Consider the following 25,439-nt stretch of genomic DNA (forward strand, 5'->3'; position numbering starts at 1 on the left):
CCTAATTCAGAATTTATAATTCTTAATTCATAATTAGAAAGCAAAGCTTCCTTAATGTGTTGCTTGCTTCTCTTTGTGTCGCTTCAGTTGGCGGCGCATCGCATCAACAGCGGCATCAGCAGCTGCCTCAAAGGAGTCCGCATTTTCCTGTGAAAAGAGCGTTGAGCCCGGTACAAACAAACGAATCTCCACCTCTTTATTATCTGTGCCACCCTGGCTGCCATTGTCCTTCATAAACACCTCCCCGTCTATTATCCTGTCGTAGAACGTTTCCAACTTATTCACCCGCTGCTGAATAAAGGCATTCAGCTGCTCGCTGGCATCGAAGTTGACGGAATACATTTGTAGCTTCATAGTCTTGAATTTTAATAGTTAAACTTACGCTTTTGGATGGGCTTTCTCGAAAACCGATTTAAGCTTCTCAATTGAATTATGGGTATATACCTGCGTTGCCGCAAGGCTTGCATGCCCCAATAGATCCTTTATTGCGTTCAGATCTGCCCCCTTGTTCAGCAGGTGCGTCGCAAAAGAATGGCGCAACACATGTGGGCTGTTATGTTCGGAGGTTGTGATCAAGCTAATGTATTTTTTTACAACGCGATAAACGAATTTGGGATAAAGGGGACGTGCCTTATTAGTAACGAGCAATTTTACGGAATTGTTATCAGCAAAATATTGCTTCTTCTGGGCTTCATAAGCGGCGATACTGTTTAGAAGAGAGTCGTTGAGGGGCACGATGCGCTCTTTGTTTCCCTTGCCCAATACGCGCACTACCTTTGCTCTATGGTCAATATCAGTATGATCCACGCCAAGAAGTTCTGCCAGGCGTATACCGGTGCCATACAGAAACTCCAGGATCAGGCGATCGCGCTGGCCTTCAAAGTTATCTTCGAAAGTAAAGTTGTCGAGCAGCGTATTAAAGGGCTCCTCAAGCACAAAGGCGGGTAATTTTTTAGACGCTTTAGGGGCTTTTATGCGCAGCATCGGGTTTACGGCAATGCGCTGTTGTGCGAGCAAAAAACGGTAATAAGATCGCAGGCAGGCAATCTTCCGGTTAATAGAGCGGGGTTGTATGTTGTGTTGCACCAGGGTCAGTAGCCAGGACCGGATAATGGTGTGGTCGGCCTCGGCAGCATCCGTGATGTCGTACACTTGCTGGAGGTACTGGGCAAACTGACCTAAATCAGTGTGGTAGGAGGTAAGGGTGTGCGGGCTGTACCGCTTTTCGTACTGGAGGTACTTAAAAAATAATTCCATAACTTAGTATACCTGATGTTCTGAATCAGGTATACTAAGTTATGGAAAAATAAAGTATCTTGTTAGAAAGACTAGTAGTTATCGTTAGCGAAAAGCTGCTGCTTGTATACCGCTCTTTCTTTCTGCTTTCTTCTTGCTACAGATGGTTTCTCAAAGTAAGCTCTAGAACGCAGCTCCTTCAGAACGCCAGTTCTTTCAAATTTCTTTTTGAATCTCTTCAATGCACGGTCTACAGACTCGTTATCTTTTACGTTAATAATAATCATATTTCTCTCTTTTCTCTTTGAATTAGGGTTGCAAATTTAACTAAGCTTGCACCTAAAAATCAACAGATTGGCTAAATATATTTACCGCCAACCAATCTTTTTATTTTGAAAGCTCGGAAAACGGCTAAATAAACGCCTCACTGCAGGTTTATTATTTAAGTACTGCTCTTGATATAACAAGTTTTTGTATCTCACTTGTTCCCTCGCCGATGGTGCAAAGCTTTGCATCACGATAATATTTCTCGGCAGGGTAGTCTTTTGTGAAGCCATAGCCGCCGAAAATCTGAACAGCTTCGTTGGCCACACGCACCGAGACCTCGGAGGCATACAACTTGGCCATGGCAGATTCTTTGTTCACGTTCAGGCCACGATTCTTCATATCTGCTGCCTGATAGGTCAGCAGGGAAGCTGCCTCAATTTCAGTGGCCATATCGGCCAGTTTAAAGGCAATGCCCTGGAAGCTGGAGATCGGCTTGTTGAACTGGTTCCGCTCCTGCGAGTATGCCAGCGCAGCATCAAAGGCACCCTGTGCTATTCCTAACGAAAGGGCGGCAATAGAGATACGGCCGCCGTCCAGCACTTTCATAGCCTGTATAAAGCCTTCGCCAACATTGCCCAGCATCTGGTCTTTGTGCACGCGGCAGTCCTGGAAAATAAGTTCTGTTGTTTCAGAGGCACGCATGCCAAGTTTGTTTTCCTTGCGACCGGCGCTAAAGCCAGGGGTGCCTTTTTCAATGACGAAGGTGGTCATACCATGCGAGTCACCAACTTCTCCTGTGCGTACAATCACCACCGCCACATTCCCTGACTTGCCGTGTGTAATAAAGTTCTTGGCACCATTAATTACCCAATGGTCACCGTCCTGTACGGCTACCGTACGCATGTTGCCTGCATCAGAGCCTGTATTTGGCTCCGTTAAGCCCCATGCCCCTATCCACTCCGCGGAAGCCAGCTTCGGGAGGTACTGCTGCTTCTGCGCCTCGTTGCCGAACTGTAGAATATGGCCGGTGCACAGGGAGTTATGCGCTGCCATGGAAAGACCGATGGAGCCATCTATCCTGGACAACTCTGCGATGGCTGTTACATATTCTGTGTAGCCAAATCCTGACCCGCCGTATTCAGCCGGCACCAGTACGCCCATCAAGCCTAACTCTCCTAATTTTTTGAAGACCTCCACCGGGAACTCCTGGCTTTCGTCCCACTCCATCATCTTCGGTTTAATATGCTTTGCACCAAAATCACGGACCATTTCCGCAATCATACGCTGGTTTTCAGTTGTCTTTAGTTCCATTTATAGTTTAGAGTTGCAGGTAAATCAGTAGCCGTATAACGGGTAATCAATAGCCGTAGTTTACAAAGCTATATAAAAGTAACGCTATTTGAGCTTAAATTTTCTGTTTTCGTAAAATGAATTTGTTTTAACCTTACTTGTTTTAATAATTGCTGGTAAAAAGGGTCTTGTATTATGAATTTGATAATAAAAGCCTCGCCGATACATGGAAAAGGAAGTAAGCGTGATATGGAGGTGTTATGCGGTTTGATTGAGCATCATTTATTCATGAGACAGCTTATGCTGGTTATATGGTAATTATTATATATGTTTAATGGTATGCTTTTGTGCAGGACAGGGCGTTCCAGAGTTTATTTTGAAGGCGCCCTTAATTTCTGTTATTTTGAAGTATAATATTATACGGGAGCCCACAGCTGAAAGAGTCAGTATTTAGGAGATGATACAGTTTTTGAAGAATATTTTTGGGGACAGTACTCCGAAGGAAGAGTCGTTCAGCGCTTTGGGCGTTGATATGCACTCTCACATTCTGCCTGGCATAGACGACGGGTCAGAGAACATGGAGCGATCCCTGGAGTTGGTGCAGGTGATGCAGTCGCTCGGGTACCGCAAACTGATCATGACACCCCACATCATGAGCGACTTCTATAAGAACACGCCGGAAATTATCCGTGAAAAGCTGGCTTTGCTAAGGCAGGCGGTAGCGGAAGCGGGTATTGAGATGGAACTGGACTGTGCCGCCGAATATTACCTGGACGAAGGGCTGCTGCACAAGCTGGAGCACGGAGAGGAACTGCTGACCTTTGGCGATAACTACCTGCTGTTTGAAACATCTTTCCTGAACGAGCCGCTCAACCTACGGGAGGCAATCTTTAAAATGCGATCCAGGGGATACAAGCCGGTGCTGGCCCACCCGGAACGCTATACCTACTTTTATGGTAAGTTCGATGCGCTGGTAGCCCTGCGAGAGAATGGCGTGCTGTTTCAACCCAACCTTAATTCGCTCACGGGCTATTACTCGCCTGGTGCAAAGGAGTATGCCGAGCGTCTGATTGAAGGCGGCCTGGTGGACTTCCTGGGTTCTGACGCGCATGGCCTGAAGCATACCAACAGTTTGCAGAAGGTATTCAACAGTAAATACCTGAGCAAGGCGCTGGCGCTTCCCATTCGCAACAGTCAATTGTAATAACCCTTCTTTTTTATTTTTTCTCAAAGACATGGTATTTGTAACTGGTGGCAGCGGCCTGATTGGCACTTTCTTAATCCCGGCGCTTTTAGAGCAGGGGCATAAGGTAAAGGCGGTCTACCGGGGGCAGGTACCTGCTGTGCCCGGCTCGGAGCAGGTGCAGTGGCTGGAGGGCGATGTGCTGGACCCGCTGTTTCTGCGGAAGGCGCTACAGGATGTGACCCACGTTTTCCATAGCGCAGGCGTGGTGTCGTACGCACCCCAGGACGAGGAGCTACTAAAGCAGGTGAACATAGAGGGCACGGCCAACATAGTGGACGTGTGCCTGGAACATCCGGGCATCAAGCTGTGCCACGTAAGCTCCATCGCATCGGTGGGGCGGCCTAAAAGCGTTACGCTGCTCACCGAGAAAGATAAGTGGGATCCGGCAGAGGAACATTCCGCCTACGCCAGCTCTAAATACTGGGGCGAGCTGGAAGTGTGGCGGGGCATAGCCGAAGGACTGAATGCCGTTATCGTAAATCCTTCGGTTATACTTGGCCCTGCAGACTGGAGCCGCAGCAGCACGCAGCTCTTTAGATATGTATACCAGGAGCGGCCTTTTTATACGGGTGGCAGTGCCAACTTTGTGGATGTGCGGGATGTGGTAACGGCGATGTTGCAGCTTGCCTTCTCGGATATTTCAGGAGAAAGATTTATATTGAATGCGGGGCTCATGAGCTACAAAGATTTCTTCGAACAGGCAGCGCGCGGCTTCGGCAAAAAAGCCCCTTCTACCAAAGTGCCTCCGGCACTGGCGGAGGTGGTGTGGCGCTTTGAGCATGTGCGCACGTGGCTTACCGGTGGCCGGCCACTCATAACAAAAGATACGGCCCGGGTAGCGGCGAAGAGCCATGAATTCAGTAACGATAAAATTCGCAAGGCGATAAACCTTGCATTCAGACCCCTTTCAGAGTCAATAGTTTGGGTATGCGAAGAGCTACAGCTGTCTGCTTCAGAAGTAGACGGCAACCCCGGTAAATAAACTATTTGCACCGTAAAAATGTAGTAAGACAGAGGCTGATTTAGCAGCTTGTTGGATATTGGAGATGAAAGAAAATTTCGAAGAACATAACGAGGAACTTGAATTGATACAGCGCTTCGAGCGGATGCTCGGCAGCAACGAGACTGTATTTTTCGACCTGACTGATTTTGAATATATTATAGATCATTATACAGCCAGCTTTGAATATAAGAAGGCGCTGGCAGCCTGTGATTCTGCCATTGCGCAGTATCCCTTCTCTACTGATTTGCAGATTGATAAGGCGCAGTTACTGGCCATGGCAGGCAGCTTTGAAGATGCGCTTGTGCTGATTAACCAGGTAGCGGAGGTAGACCCGGAAAACGCAGATGTGCAGCTGACACGCGGCATTATTTTCACGCAGCGCGGGGAGTTCAGGGAGGCGATTGATTACTTTAAGAAAGCGCTGGCCTATGCCGAGGATGACCGGGATGATATCTACTTTAACATCGGCCTTGCCTACCAGACCTGGGGCAAGTTCAGCTCGGCTGTTAAGTACTATAAGAAGTGTATTGAGCTGAACCAGGAGAATGAGGCGGCGATGCAGGAGATAATATATTGCCTTGACGCTACAAACACCATCAGCGAGAATGTGCCCTTCTTTCAGCAGTTTGTGGACAATGAGCCGTACTCGTCTGTTGCCTGGTTTAACCTGGGGAACGTGTATAATAAAATGGGCGCGTATGACAAGGCCATCGCTGCCTATGATTACGCCACCATCATTACGCCGGACTTTATCACGGCCTACAACAACATGGCCAATGCGCTCGTGTTCCTGGGTGATTTCCCAAAGGCCATCGACGCGTTTAATGCGATGGTGGAGCACGGATCGCCCACGGCAGAGGCATACTGCAACATTGGCGAGTGCTACGAAAAACTGCAGCAGTGGGATCTTTCCCGCCGCTATTATCAGAAATCTGTGGATTTAGACCCGGAGATGGATGAGGCCTGGTTCGGCATCGGGATGATACTGGATGCGCAGGGCAAGTGGTACGAAGCGGTGCACTTCTTTAAGAAGGCCGTGGAGATGTATGACGACAGCGCCGATTACTGGGTAGCGCTTGCTGCCGCGGAGTATCATGTAGGCCATGTGGTGTCGGCTTTGGAGAGTTATGAGCGTGCCGCCGAGATCAGGCCCGACGACAAGGACATCTACCTGAACTGGTCCATCATCCTTTACGAGCAGGGCAACTTCGAAGAGGCTACTGACATAATTTTAAATGCGATAGAAATACAGCCTAAAGAGGCTGAACTGTATTATAGGGCCTGTGCCTACATGCTTTCGGCAGGAAAATACCGCGAAGCTTATAATTATCTGGAAAATGCGTTAATTTTGGACTTCGATAAGCATAAGCTGCTCTTCGAGTTCTTCCCTGAACTGGAGTCGCAGCGCGCATTATCCCGATTAATTGATCAGTATCGCAAATAGAAGTAGATGAATTATTCGCTGAATAGCATTCCAGAGCGTGCGCCAAAGCCACGTGAGCGCGGTTATACCATGGCCATGGACAAAGGGTTAAGTATCCGGGAAGTAGAAGACTTCCTGGAAGTAGCCTCAGAGTATGTAGACATTGTGAAGTTAGGCTGGGCCACCTCGTATGTGGTGCCTAACCTGCAGAAAAAGCTGGATGTGTACAGAGCCGCCGGTATACCGGTATACTTCGGGGGCACGCTGTTTGAGGCCTTTATTGTGCGCAACCAGTTTGATGACTACCGCCGTGTGCTCGATAAATATGAGATGACGTTTGCGGAGGTGTCCGACGGGTCGCTCGAAATGGACCACGAAGAGAAGTGTGAATACATCCGGACACTTTCGGAGCAGGTAACCGTGCTTTCAGAGGTGGGCTCCAAGGATGACCAGAAGATCATTCCGCCGTACATGTGGATCAGGCTGATGCAGGCAGAACTGGATGCCGGCGCATGGAAGGTAATTGGCGAAGCCCGTGAAGGCGGTAATGTCGGCTTGTTCCGTTCTACCGGTGAGGTACGAAGCGGCCTGGTAGAAGAAATCCTGACGAAGATCCCTTTTGAAAAGATCCTGTGGGAGGCGCCGCAGAAGGCACAGCAGGTATGGTTTATTAAGTTACTGGGTGCTAACGTTAACCTGGGTAACATTGCGCCAAGTGAGGTCATCCCGCTGGAGACAATCCGCTTAGGCCTGCGTGGCGACACCTTCAACCATTTCCTGGATATGGAAAAACCTTGCTAAAAAGATAAAGCGAAGCTCAGAAGTATATAAATTAGTATATAAATTGCCCGTCGGTATGGCCGCACGGGCAATTTTGTTTTTAGCTGCTACCTGGAGCTATTATCACACTTATGCAAAGACGAAACTTAAGAGATTACCTTTTACTTTTTACAAAAGGAGCAGGCATGGGCGCCGCTGATGTAGTGCCTGGGGTATCAGGCGGTACTATTGCTTTTATCACAGGCATTTACGAGGAACTGCTCGGCTCCATCCGTTCTGTAGACGGTGAGGCTGTAAAACTGCTGCTGCGCTTCCGGCTGGCAGACTTCTGGCGGCACATCAACGGGAGTTTTCTGGTGGTGCTGCTGGCAGGCATTGGCTTTTCTGTTGTCTCGCTTTCGCGTGTTATCCTGTTTTTGCTGGAGAACTACCCGGAACTGCTGTGGTCGTTCTTCTTTGGCCTGATAGTGGCCTCGGCCTTAGTGGTGGGTAAAAAGATTGCCCGCTGGACCCCTGGAGTGATTTTGGTTGGTTTGATAGGGGCGGCTGTTGCCTATTATATCACCGTGGCAACGCCTACGCAAACGCCGGAGGCCTACTGGTTTATTTTCCTGTCCGGGGCCATCGCCATTTGTGCCATGATTCTGCCCGGTATTTCGGGTTCCTTTCTACTGGTGCTGCTGGCAAAGTATGAGTTCATCCTGAATGCGGTGAAGGAGCTGCGGTTAGGCATTATTGCTGTGTTTGGATTAGGCTGCGTGGTGGGTATTCTGTCTTTCTCTCATGTTTTAAACTGGGCACTTAAGAACTACCACAGCGCCACGATAGCCCTGCTGACGGGCTTTATGGTGGGCTCTTTAAATAAGGTATGGCCATGGAAGGAGACACTGGAAACATACACCGACCGCCACGGCGTAGTAAAACCGCTGCTACAGGAGAACGTGCTGCCTGGCACCTACGAGTCCCTGACAGGGCAGGAGTCTTACCTGGGGTATGCCATTGTGCTGGCGATTTTTGGTTTCCTGCTCGTGTACCTCATCGACCGCTTTACTGACGACGATACTGCAAGAGTATAAAACAACATATAAACAGCATGCGCAAATTCGGACTTATCGGCAAAAAGCTTGGCCATTCCTTCTCAAAGAAGTATTTCACCCAAAAATTTGAAAGGGAGGGAATACAGGAGGCGCAGTATGAACTATATGAGTTGCCAGAGGCCCAGGCCCTGAAATCACTGCTCCAACACGAAACGGAACTGGTCGGGCTGAACGTAACGGTGCCCTATAAGCAAGACGTGATTCCGCTGCTGGATGAACTGGATGAGGTGGCTGCGAAAATAGGCGCGGTAAACACCATCAGCATAAGCGAAGGCAAAACCAAAGGCTTTAACACCGACTATATCGGTTTTAAGAGCACTCTGGAAGAATTTTACCCGCAAGCGGAACGGAAGCAGGCATTGGTATTGGGTACAGGCGGCGCCGCCAAAGCGGTATGGGCTGCCCTGGATGCGCTGCAGATTCCTTACCGGTCTGTGTCACGCAACCCGGACCCGGCAAAGCAGGAGCTGGGGTACGATGAACTGACACCGGCTTTGCTGCAATCTTACAACCTTATTATCAACACCACCCCCCTGGGTATGCACCCATATACAGATACTATGCCCGAGTTGCCCTACGAGGCGCTGACGGAGCAGCACTACCTATATGATTTAGTTTATAATCCGGAGCAAACGCTTTTTCTGAAAAAAGGAGCCATAGCTGGTGCTCAGACGTGTAATGGTCTGGATATGCTGTACCGGCAAGCCGATGCTGCCTGGGCTATCTGGAATGAGTAGCATGAAATAATCCTGTTTTTGTTTTGCTTAGTGTGCTGATATATTGCAACTTTATGCTGTGCTGTTCTCGTAGAATGACCATAGAACGATACAGAACAGATGACACAATTAGACACCCTAAAGCAGAAAACACACGCGATAAATACAGAAATCTACGCTTTATACCTGTCGTACCGCGATAGCCGTGTAAAATGGTATGTGCGTATGCTGTTGGCCTTGGCTATTGGCTATGCTCTAAGTCCTGTAGACCTGGTGCCGGATTTAACACCCGTTTTCGGTTACCTGGACGATGTGGTTATTGTAGCGGCAGGGTTTAGGATTTCTTATCAGTTGTTGACAAAACAAGTACGGCAAGAGGCACAGCTTCAGGCATTCGAAGATATGAGCAGCAACACCCCAACATCTGCTTTTGCGCTGAAAATTGTAAGTTATGCCTGGTTGCTGCTGTTTTCACTGTTGCTAGTGTTTTGCTATAAGCTGTTGCACATGCACACGCTGTAAAGGATAGAAGCATCAGGACAAAAGTCACCAGCTTTTCATATTACTTAACCGGCGATTTTAACGCTATATACATTTATCCAAATACTTACCCATACTATACTTGAGAAGAGAAGCCTCCTGCCCGGGAGGCTTTTTTCATTTTCTTCAAATATAGCCTCTGAAGTTCGAATAACAGGAGTTTAATTTCGTGTAATAAATTTTAGAATTACTTAAATAATTTCCGTTTGATGTTGTGACTGTAAATCATAAATTTCTCTATCTTTACAAAGGTTCTGGGGCGTTTTATGGGCGTTGCAAGAAAAGAATTCTGAAACTAAAAAAATATTTTCAGGTGCTTGCAACCATTCCGCCTCCACGGGAATCATGTGAGTGTGTAGGGCAAAAATAAACAGGCAGTTTTTGAAGCTATTTACAAAACCTAAGTCAGATGAGGATAAGCTCATAGAGGGGTGCATCGCGGGCAAACGCGAGATGCAGCGTCTCCTGTATGATCTTTATTCAAAAAAGATGATGGTGGTTTGCCTGCGGTATGCCCCTACCACGTTTGAGGCTGAAGATATTATGCAAGAGGCGTTTGTGAAAGTGTTTTCAAATATCGGGAATTTTAAGCGGGACTGCCCGCTGGAGTTCTGGATCAGGAAAATTATGGTGAACACAGCCCTGAAGCACCTGCGCGGCAAACAACTGCTCACGGTGTCGCATGAGGCGGAGGAGGTGAGTAACCTGGCCTCCGAAAGCTCCAGCCTGACAGGCTACTCTCTGGATGAACTGCTCAGCATGATCCAAAGCCTTGCTCCCCGCTACCGTATGGTGTTTAACCTGTATGCCATAGAAGGTTATAACCATAAAGAGATAGGGGAGATGCTGGATATCTCAGAGGGTACCTCTAAGTCACAGTATTCACGTGCGAGAGCCATACTGCAGGGTATGATCTCCCGCCAGGAAAATAACTATAAGAATGTCATCAGCAGCTAACGATAAGCGCGGTAAACTCGAAGAAGAGTTTCAGAGCCGTATGTACGATGCTGAGGCGTCGCCGTCTCAGCACCTTTGGGACCGTATAGACCATGAACTTACGGTGCAGGAAAATGGTGCGTATAAACAGCACGCGGGATTTTACCGGCAACTGGCCGCTGCCTGCATCACGCTCCTGCTATTGGCAGGCGGTTTAGGTGCCTGGTATTTCAGCAGCCCCGCTGGCACGGAACAGCCAATAGCCACCGTGGCACCTGCCACAAACTCTGGGCCCGCAGCTACTTTAAGTGCCCCTTCTGAAGAAGCGGAGATGGCAGGCGCAGTAGCAGCCACCACAACACCCCCGAAACAGGCAGAAAGAAAAGCGCCTGCTCCTGGCGCAACAGAAATAAATCCTGCAGCGCCGGCCCCTGCCGCTCTGGGTGCCATTGCAGAAGCTTCCAGCACCACATCGCGTAGCAAAACAGGCGTAACAGATGCAACTGCATTACCTCAGCCTGATGCAGGAAATGACCCTGTTGCAGAGATGGCTGCAGTTACTTTAACCATAGCAGAAACCAAAACACCGGACGCAGTTGAGGAAGCAGTAGAGAAAGAGAACCCTCTCATCCTGAGCAGGTCTTTGAGGCAAACGATAGCCGCGCTGTCAGCTACTGAACAGCAGGCTGGCAACAGCCCTGCCCTGTTGCAACAGCCGTTTGCTGCCAAAGGAGCCGAGGCAAAGGCTACCGACGACTTTAGAAAACTGAATGAGCAGGTGATGGCCCATGCCAAACGTATGGAGGAAGAGCAGAAAGCCAGGTTGCTTGCTTACAATGAAGCGGCAGCCAGCAAGAAAGACTCAGAAAAAGAGAATAGTAAAGGGAACAGCCGCTGGTCACTGGGAATGGCTTATGCTCCAGGCTACTTCAACCAGAATATTGGGTCTTCAGGCCAGGATATGAGTGCTGCCAGCGACCAGATGAGCCTGATGCCGAGTAGTTCCTCTTCCGCATCTATCTCCTCTCTGTACATGGATGAAGCGCGCGAGGAGTATGCTGAGAATGCTGATCCCGGATTTTCTTTTGGATTCGAAGCAAAGACAGGTTTCAAATTAGGCAAAAAGCTGAAACTGCTCACAGGGCTTGGCTTCCTGCAAAACACAACGCGTTCCAGGTCCAGCTACATGGTACAGGAGTCCCTGGGGAATTCTTATGCAAGAGGTTTTAATTCCAGCGGGCCTTCTACTGTGTTCATTCCTTCTATCAGTTCTAACCTCGCTGCAGATTCTTTATATGTAACCAGAACACCAGAGTATAAGGTAAACCAACGCCACCGTTTCCTCACAGTGCCCGTGGGGCTGCAGTATGAGGGTAACATGGGTAAAGACTGGTTCTGGTATGGAGGAGCAGGCGTTGCCGCGAACATACTCTTGCAAACTACTATTCTGGCTTCTTCCGCTGAGGTGGAGGATGTGGCATATGACCTGCAGGACGATTCGCCTTTCCGAAAGCTGCAGTGGTCCGGCAATGTATCCGGGGGAGTAGGCAAGCGGTTGGGTGGCAACATGTCAGTTACTGTAGGGCCCGAGTTCAGGAGTTATTTTAACACGCTTCTGGCTGAGACGGAGAATGCCCCGTTACCACAGGGCAGGCCTTACGCGGTGGGCCTGAACATGGCCGTGAACTATGAATTAAATGCCGGGAAAAAAAGCAGGTGATTTTTTCATAGCCATGCAACCCTTCCGGTAAAAGCCGGGTCATTCAGATGAGCACACACACTAAACCATAGCTGCTACTGACATGAATGCCATACGCGATGTTTTTACTGCACTAAACATTGTACTGCAACAGAATATGTACGGCTGGTATGCGCTCCTGGGGCTCTTGTTCTTAACACTGTTTGGTTAGTTCAGAAACGCGTCCTTTAACACAGATTTTTATTGCCCGCTCTATTCCCTATTAGCTATGAAACACTCCGCTCTAAACTTAATAAGCTATGAAAAAAACTGCCTGAAAGGTTGTGGTGCCCCAAAAGGGTGCCACGCCTGATTGCAGTAAACGATGCCTTAGTCAAAATGAAACTATGAAAAGCTTCCTCTGTATCGTGATTTTTTACCTCTGCCTGTCGATGCTGGTGGTGAGTTGCTCGGAGAGTGATCCGGCTCCTACCTGCATGCAGGCAGAGGTAATCGGTCCCGATAACTGCCAAAACGGATGGTATATCCTGAAACTAAAGGATGATGCCACCTTAGCCGGGAGCCAGAGCAACCATTACATTGGGCAACTGCACGGAGGATATGTAACTACCCGAAATCTGCCGGAGGAATATCGGCAGGAAGGGCTCCAGTTGAAGTTGTCTTTGGAACTGGATGAGGAGCCGACCCAGATTTGCCCTGCTATTTATGTGATATACCCGGCAGTCAGGGTGGTGCGTGTATGCAGGCAGGCCAGCTGATTTATAAAAGATTTACCTTCAGTTTTATCTTTAGTACCTATTGTTTGTTGATTAAAAATGGTTGATTAAAGCAGGAGGCCTGTCATCTTTTGGCAGGCCTTTCTGCTTCCTTTAACAGGGAGAGGGCAGCAACGGTGGCTGTTTAAAGGCTGGCAATGTAAGGTTGAGAATTGGAGGGTGATAACAGTTGAAACATATAGCAATGTTTCTTGAGTTTCAGGCAGTAGTTGTGCAATATCTTGTGCCAAAGGAAGTTTAGTATAGGACATTATCTTTCTGATAGCGAAAATATAGTGTTATATTTGGGGCCTGGAAAAGAAAATTCTTTATAGAAGCGTTTTGTGGCACTTTCCTAAAGGCACTTTGTTTGCTAGTCAGCAGCTATTAACGGAGGCTGAAACAGATAAAATTTCAGGCCCCACCGCATTGTATTATTATCAAATTAGAAGAAGAATCTGTTTACAACAGTATTAACCTATGCAATTTTTAAGTAAAAACGCAATCCTGCGAAACAAAATAACGCTGTTCCTTTGCTGCTGCCTGGCGCTTGCCTCCTGCGAAGATCCCAATGAGCTGGGCGTGGGGCTGGTGGATGACAACATTGCCGGCAGATTCACAGATACCCTGACAGTGAATGTTTCGACGGTATACCTTGACTCGGTAGCAACATCAGGACAAAGTACGATGCTGGTAGGCCAGTTTTCTGCGCCTTACAGCGGCACACTGGAGTCAAATTCATTGTTTCAGCTTGGCCTGGGCAGTGCATGGACCGTTGCGGCAGACGCTACTTATGATTCTCTGCAACTGGTTGTACCTTTAAGCGGCTACTACTATGGGGATACCACACAGGCACAGACCCTGGAGTTTTACAGGCTTACGAGCGACATACAGGCAAGAAGACTCAGCCCTTATTTCTTTAATGAAGAGCCTGCCTCTGTTTTCTATACTGATAACGCACTTTATAACATCAGCAGAACTGATGCCGCACCAGAGCCTTTTAGTTCTTTTACATTTACCCCACGGCCGGTAAGTCAAGATACCCTCGCTATTCCGTTGTCTGATGAGTTGGGGCAGGAGTGGCTCGACCTGAAGAAAGCAGGCGACAGCAGGCTGGCAGATGCCACAAATTTCCTGAACTACTTTAAGGGCCTCAAAGTAGCAAGTACGGAGGGAAGCGCCGTGTTAGGCTATGCATTGGCTGGTGCAAGAGTACGCTTGTACTATTCTGAAACAGTAGACGGCACTCTGACCGCGAGAACAAAAGACTTTACTGTAACGAACTCCAACTTGCAGTACAACCAGATAGAAACAGACTTAGAAGGTACTCCGCTGGAAGGCGTAACGCGCAGTGGTGGAGAAGTGCCAGCCGAACAAACAGGCAATGTAAGTGTAACGCAGGCTGGTGCAGGTCTCATGATAAAACTGGAATTCCCCTACCTGAATGACCTGAGCAGCCAGTTAACGCCTGACCTGATCAACCGTGCGGTACTGGTGGTAGAGCCGCTGAGCAATACAACACAGTATCCTGCTCCTGCTACGCTGTCGCTGTACAGTACAAACAGGACAAATGTGCCGTTCAGGCCACTCCTGCTTAACCCGCTCGATGCCAATAGTCCAGCGCTGACGGCTGCTTACCAGGAAACCAGCAACCGGTATGAGTTTAACCTTACTCCTTATATCATTGATCAGCTGAAGACGGAAAACACGAGAGGTAATGCGTTATTTCTGGCCCCTCCGGTTGCTACTTATATTCAGAGCGTGAGCAGGTTGGTTGTGGGTGGGCCACAGAGCGTTAAATTAAGACTTTACTATACTACAATTAAATAAGAATTACTGAGCTATGACAATCCTTTATAAAAACATGCGCCTGTTAACGAGCCTATTTCTCATGTTAACCATGTGTGTGTTTACATCGTGTGACAGCGAAGAAGTTCTGCTTGGTAACTGGACGCGACAGTCTGACTTTGCCGGAACAGCGCGTACCGGCGCCGTTGCCTTCACCATCGACGGAAGAGCATACGTAGGCACAGGCTCTGACGGTACAAATCGCTTAAATGATTTCTGGCAGTATAACCCGGAAAGTAATGAGTGGACCAGGATGGCGGATTTCCCTGGTGTGGCCCGAAGTGGGGCAGTTGGTTTTGCTGCAAACGGCAAAGGCTACATCGGCACCGGCTACGACGGCACCAACAACCTGAATGACTTCTGGGAGTTTGATCCGGCAGGACAGGGCACCTGGACACAGATTGCCGACTTCCCTGGTACAGCCCGGTTTGGCGCTGTTGCCATGACCCTCGAAAACAAAGGCTATGTAGCGGCCGGCTATGACGGCAGCTACCGCAAAGACTTCTGGCAGTTTGACCCAGCAACGGGTACCTGGACTGAAAGAACAGAATTGTCTGGTGCAAGGCGCGTAAACGGGTTTGCCTTTACTGTAAACGACAAGGGATATATAGGGGGAGGCCTCAACAACGGTATTTTAGAGACTGACTTGATAGAATACACTCCTGCCACAGACACCTGGCGTAACATGCGCAGCCTAAACTCAGCGGAACGCCCTGGTACAGAGTATCCTACGCCACGCACCAATGCCACTGCTTTTGCAATCAACAATAGAGCTTATCTATTGGGAGGAACCAGAGTTAGTCGGGCTGACACTCAAACAGGAGAGCCTTACAGTTCAAACCCAACAAATGCTGCAGCGCAGAGCGACGCATGGGAGTATAACCCTGCTACCGATACATGGCGCACCCTGAGTGGTGCTACACGCGCCGCCAGCAGAGAAAGCGCTATTGGCTTTGCCATCGGCGACTATGGCTACATTGGTTTAGGTCGGAACGGCACAACGCGCTCCAGCGAAATCTGGCAGTACGACGTTACCAGGGGCGGCGATTAAACAAAGCACCTGCTTGTGTACGCGATTGTATAGAACAGCAAAGCCTGCCTTTAAGAGCAGGCTTTGCTGTTTTACTCCGCGGAAGGCAGCCTGCACAAATAGCTATGACTGTAGCAAAAGCGTAAACTTACTGCCTGCTCTTTGTGTTATAGTATATCCTATCATATCCGTAAAAACAACGAATGGATTTTCAGCTAACATCAGAATTTAAACCAACCGGCGACCAGCCGAAAGCCATACAACAACTTACTGAAGGCATAAATAATGGAGAGCCGTCGCAGGTGCTTTTAGGTGCCACCGGTACCGGAAAAACCTTCACAATGGCCAACGTTATACAGAACGTAGGCAAGCCTACGCTGGTGCTTTGCCACAACAAAACACTGGCAGCCCAGCTCTACGGCGAGTTCAAGCAATTCTTTCCTAACAATGCGGTAGAATACTTTATCTCTTACTACGACTACTACCAGCCGGAGGCATACATTGCTTCTTCGGATGTTTTCATAGAAAAAGACTTAGCGATAAACGAAGAAATAGAGAAGCTGCGGCTGCATACTACTTCAGCGCTGCTCTCGGGCCGCCGCGATATAGTGGTGGTGGCCTCCGTGTCCTGTATCTACGGTATCGGTAACCCGGAGGAGTTTGGAAAAAATGTGCTGTACCTTGCCCCGGGCCAGCGCTACAGCCGGAACAACCTCCTGTATACCTTTGTGCAGATCCTGTACAGCCGCACCGAAGCGGAGTTCACACGTGGAACATTCCGGGTGAAAGGCGATACCGTGGATATCTTTCCAGCCTATGCAGACTTTGCTTACCGCCTGTATTTCTTCGGAGACGAACTGGAGGCGATCCACCGCATCGATCCGCAATCCGGCAAAAAGCTGTCGGACGAGAAGGCGATTTCGCTATACCCGGCCAACCTCTTCGTAACTGGCAAAGACACGCTGCACCAGGCCATCAACGAGATTCAGTTCGACATGGTGGCGCAGCACGAGTACTTCCTGAAGGAGGACCGGCCGTCAGAAGCCAAGCGCATTAAAGAGCGCACCGAGTTTGACCTGGAGATGATCCGGGAACTGGGCTACTGCTCCGGTATTGAGAACTACTCCCGCTACTTCGACCGCCGTGCCCCTGGTGCCCGGCCCTTCTGTTTGCTCGACTACTTCCCTGACGATTTCATGATGGTGATTGACGAGAGCCACGTAACTGTGCCGCAGGTGCGCGCCATGTGGGGCGGCGACCGCTCGCGCAAAGTAGCCTTGGTAGAATATGGTTTCCGTTTGCCTGCCGCCATGGACAACCGCCCGCTCACCTTCAACGAGTTTGAAAGCATGATGCACCAGGTGGTGTTTGTAAGTGCTACACCCGGCGACTATGAGATGCAGCGTTCAGAAGGCGTGATTGTGGAGCAGATTATTCGTCCTACTGGTCTGCTGGACCCTGTAATAGAGGTGCGGCCAAGCACCAATCAGGTAGATGATTTGCTGGATGAGATAGACGAGCGCGTAAAAGAAGGGGCACGCGTACTGGTTACCACCCTTACCAAGCGCATGTCTGAAGAACTGACCAAATATCTGGAGCGCCTCAACATAAAGGCAAAGTACCTGCACTCTGAGGTGAAGACACTGGACCGGGTAGAGATTCTGCGGGAGTTGCGTTTGGGAGTTATTGATGTGCTGGTGGGGGTAAACCTGCTGCGCGAGGGGCTTGACCTGCCGGAAGTAAGCCTGGTGGCGATATTGGATGCCGATAAAGAAGGCTTCCTGCGCGACCAGCGTTCGCTGATACAGACGATGGGCCGGGCCGCCCGTAACGAGAAAGGTAAAGTGATCATGTATGCCGACCGCATGACGGGCTCTATGCAACGTGCGATTGACGAGACAAACCGCCGCCGTGCCACCCAGATAGCTTACAACGAGGAGCATGGTATTACGCCACGTACCATCCTCAAGTCCAATGATGAGGTCTTCGAACAGAGAGCCGCAACCGACGGCAAAGGAAGGGATGTGAAAATGTATGCCGGGGCAGAGGGAGTGTCTCTCGCTGCTGAACCTGTAATACAGATGATGAAGCGCGACGAACTCGAAAAGCTCATCAAGAAGACAGAAAAGCAAATGGAAGCCGCCGCCAAAGACCTCGACTTTTTACAGGCAGCCAAGTACAGAGATGAGTTAACAGAGCTAAAGAACCTGCTGAAAACAAAGCGGGAGTAGCAGTAGATTTTATTTTAGTTAGTAAGAAAGCGGAATGATGCACCTTCAGGGAACATCGTTCCGCTTCTTATTTTGAAGATGAATTGCCTGAGGTTTAATCTTAGCAGTTTATCGTTTCCTATAGAGCGTTATCTTCGCAACAAAAAAGAATACATGCCTTTTCCTGATTCAAATATTTTTACGTTTCGTGCCGGAGCCAATGACGATGCCGCTTTGCTGGCTGACTTAGGCTGGCGCACGTTTGAGGAATCCTTTGCCGCTTACAACAAGCCTGAGGACATGGCCGCTTTTCGGCCTACCATGTACAGCCCAGAACTACAGGCCACTGAATTAGCCGACCCCACAACCAAGTTTATACTGGTAGAGGTGGCAGGAGAGGCCATAGCATACCTGAAACTCAACAAAGGACCGGCACCAGAAGCCATTCAGGCGGAGCGTCCGCTTCAGATAAACCGCCTCTACATCACCAGTGCCTGGACAGGCCGCGGATTGGGTGACCAACTCATGCAACTGAGCCTAGAAAAAGCCCTGCAGCATGATCATGATGTGGTGTGGCTAACGGTGTGGGAGCACAACGAACGGGCCAAGCGGTTTTATCAGAAATACGGCTTCAGAGAAGTAGGCGAACTGGAGTTTGTACTGGGCCAGGACGTACAGCGTGATTTATATATGCAGCGGGAAGTAAGGCTAGGCTAAAGGCAGGGAAACTGCCATAGTAACAGTTTTAAAGAGAGGTAGCTTCTAATGTGTTGATCAGATATTCAAGTGGTTCTCTGAGCTGTTATTTCTTAGTTCCATCGGGTCATACACTTCCTGAGAGACAAAGCAAGTAACAAAGAAACCCCGACAGCTTTAGCTAAGAAACTCTCTTTAGAGGATATAGCTAAACCTGTCGGGGTTTTAGCACTTGCACTTATACACTCTTCACCTTCAGATATACCCATGAGAATGTGCAGGTGAATCATGCAAATGCCGCTGCTTTATTTAGTAATATAGCCAAACAGGCCATCTGTTTCCTCATCTGGCCCGGCTGCAAAGTATAACCTGTTCTGATCTATAGTGGTAGCTGTACTTGGAGGGAAGGCTATTGCCCATAAGCCATCAATAGCAATGGGGCTGTCATCATCCCGAAGTTGCCCGATAAACTTTCCATTGGCAGTATAAGCGTTGATGCGTCCATCCCCGAAGTTGCCGACCAGGATAACGTTTCGGAAAGCCGCACTGTTGTTAGAACCATCATCTATAAAGCCATCAGGCGCCTGTGCTATACCCCAGGGAGAATTGAGGACCCCTTTGGAAGCAAAACGCCTCTCCAGGTTACCATCTGGATAAAAGATGTTCACATAGCCATTACCAAGTCCTGCTTCATCTTTCCCACTCGCTGCTACTTTGGCATAAGTTACATACAGCCTGTCGCCAACATTCTGAATGTTGAAAGGCGCATATCCAGCCGGTATAGCCGGATCCATGAACAGCATATCGCTCACTTCATTAAATTCTGAATCATACACTTCAATTTTACGCTCGCGGTAATTGGCTGCATACAGATATGTCTCGCCTTCATCTGAGGCTATGGCAAGGCCAGTATAGGCGGCAGATGAAGAGTTGTCTATCATTTTCACCGCTGCGTCTCCACCGTTCCAACCTGAGATAACGCCATCCGCTCCAACAAAAATGAAGCGTGCCGGCTGCCCGTTAGGAAGTTGAAAGCCGGACGAGCCATTGAAGACAATGCCAGTAGGGTGACCACCTGTTTCAGAGGTAGGTGACGGAATAGTGACAGGACCTCTGAGTTCATCCCCATCCTGGTTGTACAAATAGCTCAGGCCTGTACCTTCAGCAGTCGGCCAAATCACACCACCCGGGCTGAAAGTTATACCCCAGGCATTGATCAGCGTAGGGTCAACCCTTGCTGCATCATACGCTGCAGTGTTGGCCACTAAGTCTACCTGCCTGTAATCCTTCAGTTGCCTTGGGTTTTCAGGAAAGAAGTCAGGAAACTCCTCCTGAAGCTTATCGCAGCCTGTGCTAATAAAAATGAGTATAAACAAAAGAATGGCAATTCGTGAAAGAGGAGTATTGCGCTTGATTTGATCGATCTTTTTCATGAAGTTGATTTTAAAAACCCAAGTACTTGCGTTGTTTCATTTGTCTGTCTAACCTTTTAGAGGTTCAACCTGTGGAGTCTTCAATGCATCAGTTTTAAAGATTCTTGCAAAGAACTGTGGTAAAACAAAAGATCATCGGCCGAAAGCCGGGCAGGAGCAAAGCAAGCACATGAATCAGGCTATGCTTTAACGAAATGGCGAACGTAGGATTAGACGTGCTGATTGTTGAAAGACTTTCTTCAGCAATCCTGCAATGGTGTGCAGCAACAGACTTTTATCCGAATAAAGGACAACAAGTACACGCACTAGTAGCCAGATGGAAAGAGTGAGACAGCTAATAACCATTGAGGTGCAGGAAATTAGCTTCCATCAGAGAACAATCTTAACAGGCACACGTCTTATCGAATCCGGCTGAATTTTTGAAGCCGTTGCCTGTTGCAGAAAATAAATTATAGGATTTATTATATCGCATAAATTATAAATTACCTGCGATGCAATTACCGGGTCCAATTATTGTTCTGCAGCAAAATGAATATTCTGGCGCTAATTACAAATCATTGAAGTTTAAAGGTGAGGATAACTTAGAGAAAGCATGGCGTAAAAGACTGTATATTCCGGTTACTTTTCTTCTGGAGAAGAAAAGCAAAAAGCAGGCAGCTGTAGTTTACTTGTGTGGCCTGTCTTATTAAAGTATATTCATAAATAAACTTTTCTGATATGAAGCACCCTAATTCAATTGCAACATTCTTTAGCATCGTTTTCATTCTGTTTCTACCAGTAATGCTGTCAGCGCAAATCACAGACAAGGCGTCTATTGTTGCCAAAGGCGCACAGGTGGAGAAGCTTGGCGATGGCTATACCTTTACCGAGGGACCCGCCGTGGATAGGGAAGGGAATGTATATTTCACTGATCAGCCAAACGATAAGATCCTTCGCTGGTCGGCAAGTACAAGCGAGATCAGCACGTTTTCTGATAAAACCGGGCGCTCTAATGGCCTGTACTTTGATGCCAAAAGTAACCTGATTGCCGCTGCAGATGAAAAGAACCAGCTCTGGTCCTTCGACGAGTCAGGAAACCCCACGGTGCTTGTCTCTGATTATGAGGGAAAGTTACTCAACGGGCCTAATGATATCTGGATCACGCCTGAGGGTGGTATGTTCATAACCGATCCGCTGTACAAGCGGGACTACTGGACACGCGACCCGCAAATGCAGCAGGATGGCCAGCACCTGTACTACCTGAGCCCTGACCGTAGCCAGATGCGCAGAGTAGACGAAAACCTTCAGCAACCAAACGGAATCATAGGCACGCCAGACGGAAAGAAACTGTATGTTGCCGATATAGGTGCGGGTAAAACATATGTGTACGACATTGAGCAAGATGGAATACTTTCAAACAGGAAGCTTTTTGCGCCTATGGGATCGGACGGTATGACCATCGACAACAAAGGGAATATTTACCTCACCGGAAAAGGCGTGACTGTTTTCAGTAAAGAAGGAGAGCAGATTGCCCATATCCCCATTGACGAAGACTGGACAGCCAACGTGACCTTTGGTGGTGAAGACCGCAAAACGCTGTTTATTACGGCGATGGACTCAGTTTATGGTTTGAAGATGAACGTTGAAGGAGCGCGATAGCTTTCTTACAGGCTTTTAAAGAATTGATAATTGCCTGCAGCGCCTCACACAGAAAGCAGGAATAGGTTTCTTCATAAGGTTGCACAGCAATCAAGCATAGGCTGAGAACTAATAGCTTTGTTGCATGCTTTTAGAGTATAAGCGTCTTTATAGTGGGTAGCTAGTATGGAATTTAAAGAGGATTTTTCTTGATATAAAATATATAACTAAATAATTAGTTATTATGAGTAGATTTTTTTTTCTTTAGTAAACTAAGAAAGAAAAGAGATGAAAAGAATGCTCCTGACCACGCTATTGGTGGCAAGTATGGCTGCTGCTGTGTCGGCTCAAAGTATAGGTGAGGCGAGTGCGCTTTACAATGCCAAAGAGTATAAAGCCTCTGGTGAAATGTACGACAAGGCCCTGGCAAAAGGAAAAGACAACCCCACCGACTACTACAATGCGGCATGCTCCTGGGCTCTGGCCGGAGACAACAACAAGGCGCTATCGCACTTGCAGCAGGCTGTAGCCAAAGGATATATTAACCTAAGCCATCTAAAACAGGATACTGACCTGAACAGCCTTCACCAGGAAAAACGCTGGAAAACCCTTGTGCAGGACCTGGAGAAAAAAGTGGCAACCCTGGAGGCAAACTACAATAAACCGCTGAAGGCACAATTAGAGCAGATCTACAAAACGGACCAGGAGATTAGAATGAAAATTGAGCCGGTTCAGAAAGAGTTCGGGCCCGAGTCTCCTCAAATGAAGGCGCTTTGGGAGGAAATGGCCAAAACGGATGAGGCGAATAAAAAAGAAGTAGTGGCTATACTGGAAAAGTACGGCTGGCCTGGTAAAAGTATGGTGGGCCCACAAGCCAATTCAGCTGCTTTCCTGGTAATTCAGCACTCCGATAAAGAAACGATGGAAAAATACCTGCCCATGTTGCGGGAGGCAGTGGCCAAAGGGGAGGCAGCCAAAAGCCAGTTGGCGTTAATGGAAGACAGGGTGCGGATGAACAATGGACAGCCACAGCTTTACGGCAGCCAACTGCGCATGAACGCTGAAACAGGGCAATACGAGCTATACACTATAGAAGACGAGGTGAACGTAGACAAGAGACGGGCAAGCATGGACCTGGAGCCGCTGACAGACTACATGAAAAGATTCGGAATCGATTATCAGGTGCCGCAGGCCTTATCAAACTAAAACCTATAACACGGGCAAAGGCTGAATTTCGATTTTTCCAGTCTTTGCCCGACTTTTTGCTACAAGAGCAGCAGGCCTTTCTCACGCAGCTCAAACCAGCTTGGCGAGCTTAGAAACTCAGCAAAGCTGAGGTGTGCATCTGCTGGAAAGCTTTCCTCCAGCTGCTTCAGAAGCACCGCTTCTATATTGTCCGGGTTCGCTTTTTGCAGCACATCAAATACCCACTGCCCGATGCTGGCGGTGGTCTTCACCTGGAAATCCTCTCCTTTTTCGTAGAAGGTGAGCACACAACGCTCAATGGTCTGGCCTTTCTTGGCGATCATGGTAAACTCTATCTCCGGCTGGTTGCCCAACCAAAGCACGCGGGCGTTGCGGCGCTCGGCGTCAGGCTTTGGTGCCTGCTGAATAGCTTTATAAATAAGGTCGGAGCGGGTTTTTACACGTGGAACCTTAAAATCGAACCAGAAAGAAAGCGGTTGTTCCAAGCCAATGCCGTGCATGTAGTTATAAATGGCTTTCGCCAGTCCCTGCCCGAACAGTTCATGGTCGGTGCCGGTCGGGTCGTCGTGCCAGAGGTCGTTATTTGCGAAAGGCCCTTCTTCCGGACCGACTTTCACCACACCGTACTTCTCCGGGTTTTTGCCTACCGGGCTGTGCGCCGTCATACTAAAGCGGTGCCAGTAGCCGGACTGTATCACACTATTCACGAAAAGTTGCCGCACTACCTCCAGCGAGTCAATGGTTTCCTGGGCTGTCTGCGTCGGAAAGCCATACATGAGGTAGGCGTGCACCATAATGCCTGCCTGCGTAAAAGCATCCGTTACACGGGCCACCTGATCGATGCTTACTCCTTTCTCCATTAGTTGCAGCAGCCTGTCGGAAGCCACTTCCAGGCCACCCGACACGGCAATGCAGCCGGAGGCAGCCAGCAGGCGGCAAAGGTCCGGCGAGAAAGTTTTCTCGAAGCGGATGTTTCCCCACCACGAGATTTTTACGCCCCGCCGAATCAGCTCAATGGCCATGTCGCGGAGTGGGGCAGGAGGGGCCGCCTCGTCTACGAAGTGGAATCCGGTTTGCCCGGTCTGGGCAATAATCTGCTCCATGCGGTCTACCAGCAGGGTGGCTGGCGCCACTTCATAGCGGTTGATGTAATCCAGTGTAATGTCGCAGAAGGAGCAGCGTTTCCAGTAGCAGCCGTGGGCAATCGTGAGTTTGTTCCAGCGGCCGTCGCTCCAGAGGCGGTGCATCGGGTTAATGACGTCTATCACCGAAAGGTAGTCAGGCAGGCGCAGGTCACTGTAATCGGGGGTGCCTATCTCCGTGTGCGGCACGTTAGGGTCAGTGCAGCTGTTCATGTACTGCACCTTGCCCTCCTGTAGCAGGAACGTGCGCTGCAGCTGGTCATGTGGGCGTTGCCCCTGCAGGTGCTCCAGCAGTTTCAGCCACGGTCCTTCACCATCATCAAGCGTCACGAAATCGATGTACTGGAACAGGCGCGACTCCTGCAGGCTGCGCAGCTCTGTGTTAGGATAGCCGCCTCCCATGGCGGTTTTAATGTGTGGATAGTTCTGTTTGATGTACTGTGCCATCCGGAGGCCACCATACAGGTTGCCGGGGAACGGAATGGAGAAGCCCACAATGGTAGGCTGTACTGCTTGCAGCCGCTCTTCCAGCAACTGTAGCAATATATCATCTACCAGGTTTGGCGTTTCCTGGAGCGCCTCCTCCAGTGGGTCGAAGTGCGTGGCTGACATCGCCAGGCTATCGGCGTAGCGGCTGAAGGCGAAATAGGGGCACACGGTTTCCTTTATCAGGTCGCCGAGGTCCTCCAGGTACAAGGTAGCCAGGTAGCGGGCTCTGTCCGTGATCCCCATGCTGCCGAAGGCCCAGTCAATGTCCTCCACCACCTGGTCGAAGCGTGATGCCTCCGGCAGAAAACGGCTGAAGGAAATCTGCTGCGCCAGCGTGTTGTCCTTGTTCTGCAAAAAGTGGATAACTGGCTCAATCGTCTGCAAGTACTCGCGCTTGAGGCGCAGCATCCGCAGGCTGTTATCAGAAAGTTCATAGTCACCTGCCTCAATGGCTCCGAATATCTGCTGCAGCCCCTTTCTGGTGAACATCCGTAACACAAGCTCAATGCCCATGTCGGCCTGCGTCACCTGGTATCCGCGTCCTGTTAAAAAGCCCTTTAAGTAGGCTGTAGCAGGATAAGGAGTATTGAGTTGTGTAAGCGGGGGCGTAATGAGCAGTATAGTAGGCTTTTCCAAAATTGAATCGGTGTTTGAATGATATAGGGCGGGGCGTAAACCCAAAGGCAAAACTACATATTAAAGTGCAATTCCAATATGTTTGCTGCCCTTGCAACAGCTGGAATGTTTCAGGGGTTCAACAAGTGTAAAACATGTTGAGAA

22 protein-coding genes are annotated in these 25,439 nt (G+C 49.0%); 16 read left to right on the forward strand and 6 right to left on the reverse strand.

Annotated features, from left to right (window positions below; genetic code table 11):
* Positions 1-51: 51 nt before the first annotated feature.
* The 4 genes from hpf to DXT99_RS09225 all read right to left on the reverse strand — a co-directional run bounded on the left by hpf (position 52) and on the right by DXT99_RS09225 (position 2,814).
* Positions 52-354 carry a ribosome hibernation-promoting factor, HPF/YfiA family gene (gene hpf / locus DXT99_RS09210; RefSeq protein WP_115565247.1) on the reverse strand — a complete coding sequence of 101 codons (303 nt, stop codon included), beginning with the start codon at positions 352-354 and terminating at the stop codon, positions 52-54.
* A gap of 24 nt (positions 355-378) precedes the next feature.
* On the reverse strand, positions 379-1,257 hold the full coding sequence (locus DXT99_RS09215; RefSeq protein WP_115565248.1) for a tyrosine-type recombinase/integrase: 879 nt from the start codon (positions 1,255-1,257) through the stop codon (positions 379-381).
* A gap of 71 nt (positions 1,258-1,328) precedes the next feature.
* Positions 1,329-1,523, reverse strand: a complete 195-nt coding sequence (gene rpsU / locus DXT99_RS09220; protein WP_115565249.1) for a 30S ribosomal protein S21 — start codon at positions 1,521-1,523, stop codon at positions 1,329-1,331.
* Between the two features lie 151 nt (positions 1,524-1,674).
* Entirely contained in the window at positions 1,675-2,814 is a 1,140-nt protein-coding gene (locus tag DXT99_RS09225) for an acyl-CoA dehydrogenase (RefSeq protein WP_115565250.1), read from the reverse strand.
* Positions 2,815-3,250: 436 nt separating this feature from the next.
* Here DXT99_RS09225 and DXT99_RS09230 point away from each other — a divergent pair, with 436 nt between their 5' ends.
* From DXT99_RS09230 to DXT99_RS09295, 14 genes are all read left to right on the forward strand, one after another.
* The gene (locus tag DXT99_RS09230) at positions 3,251-3,997 is read left to right on the forward strand and encodes a tyrosine-protein phosphatase (protein WP_115565251.1); all 747 of its coding nucleotides are present in this window, start codon (positions 3,251-3,253) and stop codon (positions 3,995-3,997) included.
* 31 nt (positions 3,998-4,028) lie between these two features.
* Entirely contained in the window at positions 4,029-5,021 is a 993-nt protein-coding gene (locus DXT99_RS09235; RefSeq protein ID WP_115565252.1) for an NAD-dependent epimerase/dehydratase family protein, read from the forward strand.
* Positions 5,022-5,085: 64 nt separating this feature from the next.
* Entirely contained in the window at positions 5,086-6,486 is a 1,401-nt protein-coding gene (locus DXT99_RS09240; protein ID WP_115565253.1) for a tetratricopeptide repeat protein, read from the forward strand.
* 6 nt (positions 6,487-6,492) lie between these two features.
* The gene (locus DXT99_RS09245) at positions 6,493-7,266 is read left to right on the forward strand and encodes a phosphosulfolactate synthase (RefSeq protein ID WP_115565254.1); all 774 of its coding nucleotides are present in this window, start codon (positions 6,493-6,495) and stop codon (positions 7,264-7,266) included.
* A 110-nt stretch (positions 7,267-7,376) separates the two neighbouring features.
* Positions 7,377-8,321, forward strand: coding sequence for a DUF368 domain-containing protein (locus DXT99_RS09250; protein WP_246000607.1), 945 nt, complete (start codon positions 7,377-7,379; stop codon positions 8,319-8,321).
* 17 nt (positions 8,322-8,338) lie between these two features.
* Positions 8,339-9,079 carry a shikimate dehydrogenase family protein gene (locus DXT99_RS09255; RefSeq protein ID WP_115565256.1) on the forward strand — a complete coding sequence of 247 codons (741 nt, stop codon included), beginning with the start codon at positions 8,339-8,341 and terminating at the stop codon, positions 9,077-9,079.
* 99 nt (positions 9,080-9,178) lie between these two features.
* Positions 9,179-9,580, forward strand: a complete 402-nt coding sequence (locus DXT99_RS09260) for a YkvA family protein (protein WP_115565257.1) — start codon at positions 9,179-9,181, stop codon at positions 9,578-9,580.
* A 399-nt stretch (positions 9,581-9,979) separates the two neighbouring features.
* Positions 9,980-10,555, forward strand: coding sequence for an RNA polymerase sigma factor (locus tag DXT99_RS09265; protein WP_115565258.1), 576 nt, complete (start codon positions 9,980-9,982; stop codon positions 10,553-10,555).
* Positions 10,539-12,254: an outer membrane beta-barrel protein gene (locus DXT99_RS09270; RefSeq protein WP_115565259.1), complete on the forward strand. Its 1,716-nt coding sequence runs from the start codon at positions 10,539-10,541 to the stop codon at positions 12,252-12,254. The genes DXT99_RS09265 and DXT99_RS09270 overlap by 17 nt, the downstream gene beginning before the upstream one ends.
* A gap of 365 nt (positions 12,255-12,619) precedes the next feature.
* Positions 12,620-12,991, forward strand: a complete 372-nt coding sequence (locus DXT99_RS09275) for a hypothetical protein (protein WP_115565260.1) — start codon at positions 12,620-12,622, stop codon at positions 12,989-12,991.
* 477 nt (positions 12,992-13,468) lie between these two features.
* A complete protein-coding gene (locus DXT99_RS09280) occupies positions 13,469-14,818 on the forward strand; it encodes a DUF4270 family protein (RefSeq protein ID WP_115565261.1) in 1,350 nt (449 codons plus the stop codon).
* 76 nt (positions 14,819-14,894) lie between these two features.
* Positions 14,895-15,887, forward strand: a complete 993-nt coding sequence (locus DXT99_RS09285; protein WP_181885076.1) for a Kelch repeat-containing protein — start codon at positions 14,895-14,897, stop codon at positions 15,885-15,887.
* A 182-nt stretch (positions 15,888-16,069) separates the two neighbouring features.
* Positions 16,070-18,097, forward strand: coding sequence for an excinuclease ABC subunit UvrB (gene uvrB, locus DXT99_RS09290; protein WP_115565263.1), 2,028 nt, complete (start codon positions 16,070-16,072; stop codon positions 18,095-18,097).
* Positions 18,098-18,250: 153 nt separating this feature from the next.
* Positions 18,251-18,793, forward strand: a complete 543-nt coding sequence (locus DXT99_RS09295; RefSeq protein WP_181885077.1) for a GNAT family N-acetyltransferase — start codon at positions 18,251-18,253, stop codon at positions 18,791-18,793.
* Positions 18,794-19,077: 284 nt separating this feature from the next.
* On the opposite strand, the gene DXT99_RS09300 is transcribed toward DXT99_RS09295, so the two are convergent.
* Positions 19,078-20,205 (reverse strand): TIGR03118 family protein, encoded by a 1,128-nt coding sequence (locus DXT99_RS09300; protein ID WP_115565265.1) that lies wholly within the window; start codon positions 20,203-20,205, stop codon positions 19,078-19,080.
* Between the two features lie 780 nt (positions 20,206-20,985).
* Between DXT99_RS09300 and DXT99_RS09310 the strand changes: the two genes are divergently transcribed.
* Together DXT99_RS09310 and DXT99_RS09315 are read left to right on the forward strand one after the other, a co-directional pair.
* Entirely contained in the window at positions 20,986-21,843 is an 858-nt protein-coding gene (locus DXT99_RS09310; protein WP_115565292.1) for an SMP-30/gluconolactonase/LRE family protein, read from the forward strand.
* A gap of 267 nt (positions 21,844-22,110) precedes the next feature.
* Positions 22,111-23,028 (forward strand): DUF6624 domain-containing protein, encoded by a 918-nt coding sequence (locus tag DXT99_RS09315; RefSeq protein WP_115565267.1) that lies wholly within the window; start codon positions 22,111-22,113, stop codon positions 23,026-23,028.
* Positions 23,029-23,087: 59 nt separating this feature from the next.
* Here DXT99_RS09315 and DXT99_RS09320 read toward each other — a convergent pair whose 3' ends face one another.
* Positions 23,088-25,295 carry a B12-binding domain-containing radical SAM protein gene (locus tag DXT99_RS09320; protein WP_115565268.1) on the reverse strand — a complete coding sequence of 736 codons (2,208 nt, stop codon included), beginning with the start codon at positions 25,293-25,295 and terminating at the stop codon, positions 23,088-23,090.
* Positions 25,296-25,439: the final 144 nt, after the last annotated feature.

The sequence above is a fragment of the Pontibacter diazotrophicus genome (assembly GCF_003367245.1).
Lineage (GTDB): Bacteria > Bacteroidota > Bacteroidia > Cytophagales > Hymenobacteraceae > Pontibacter > Pontibacter diazotrophicus.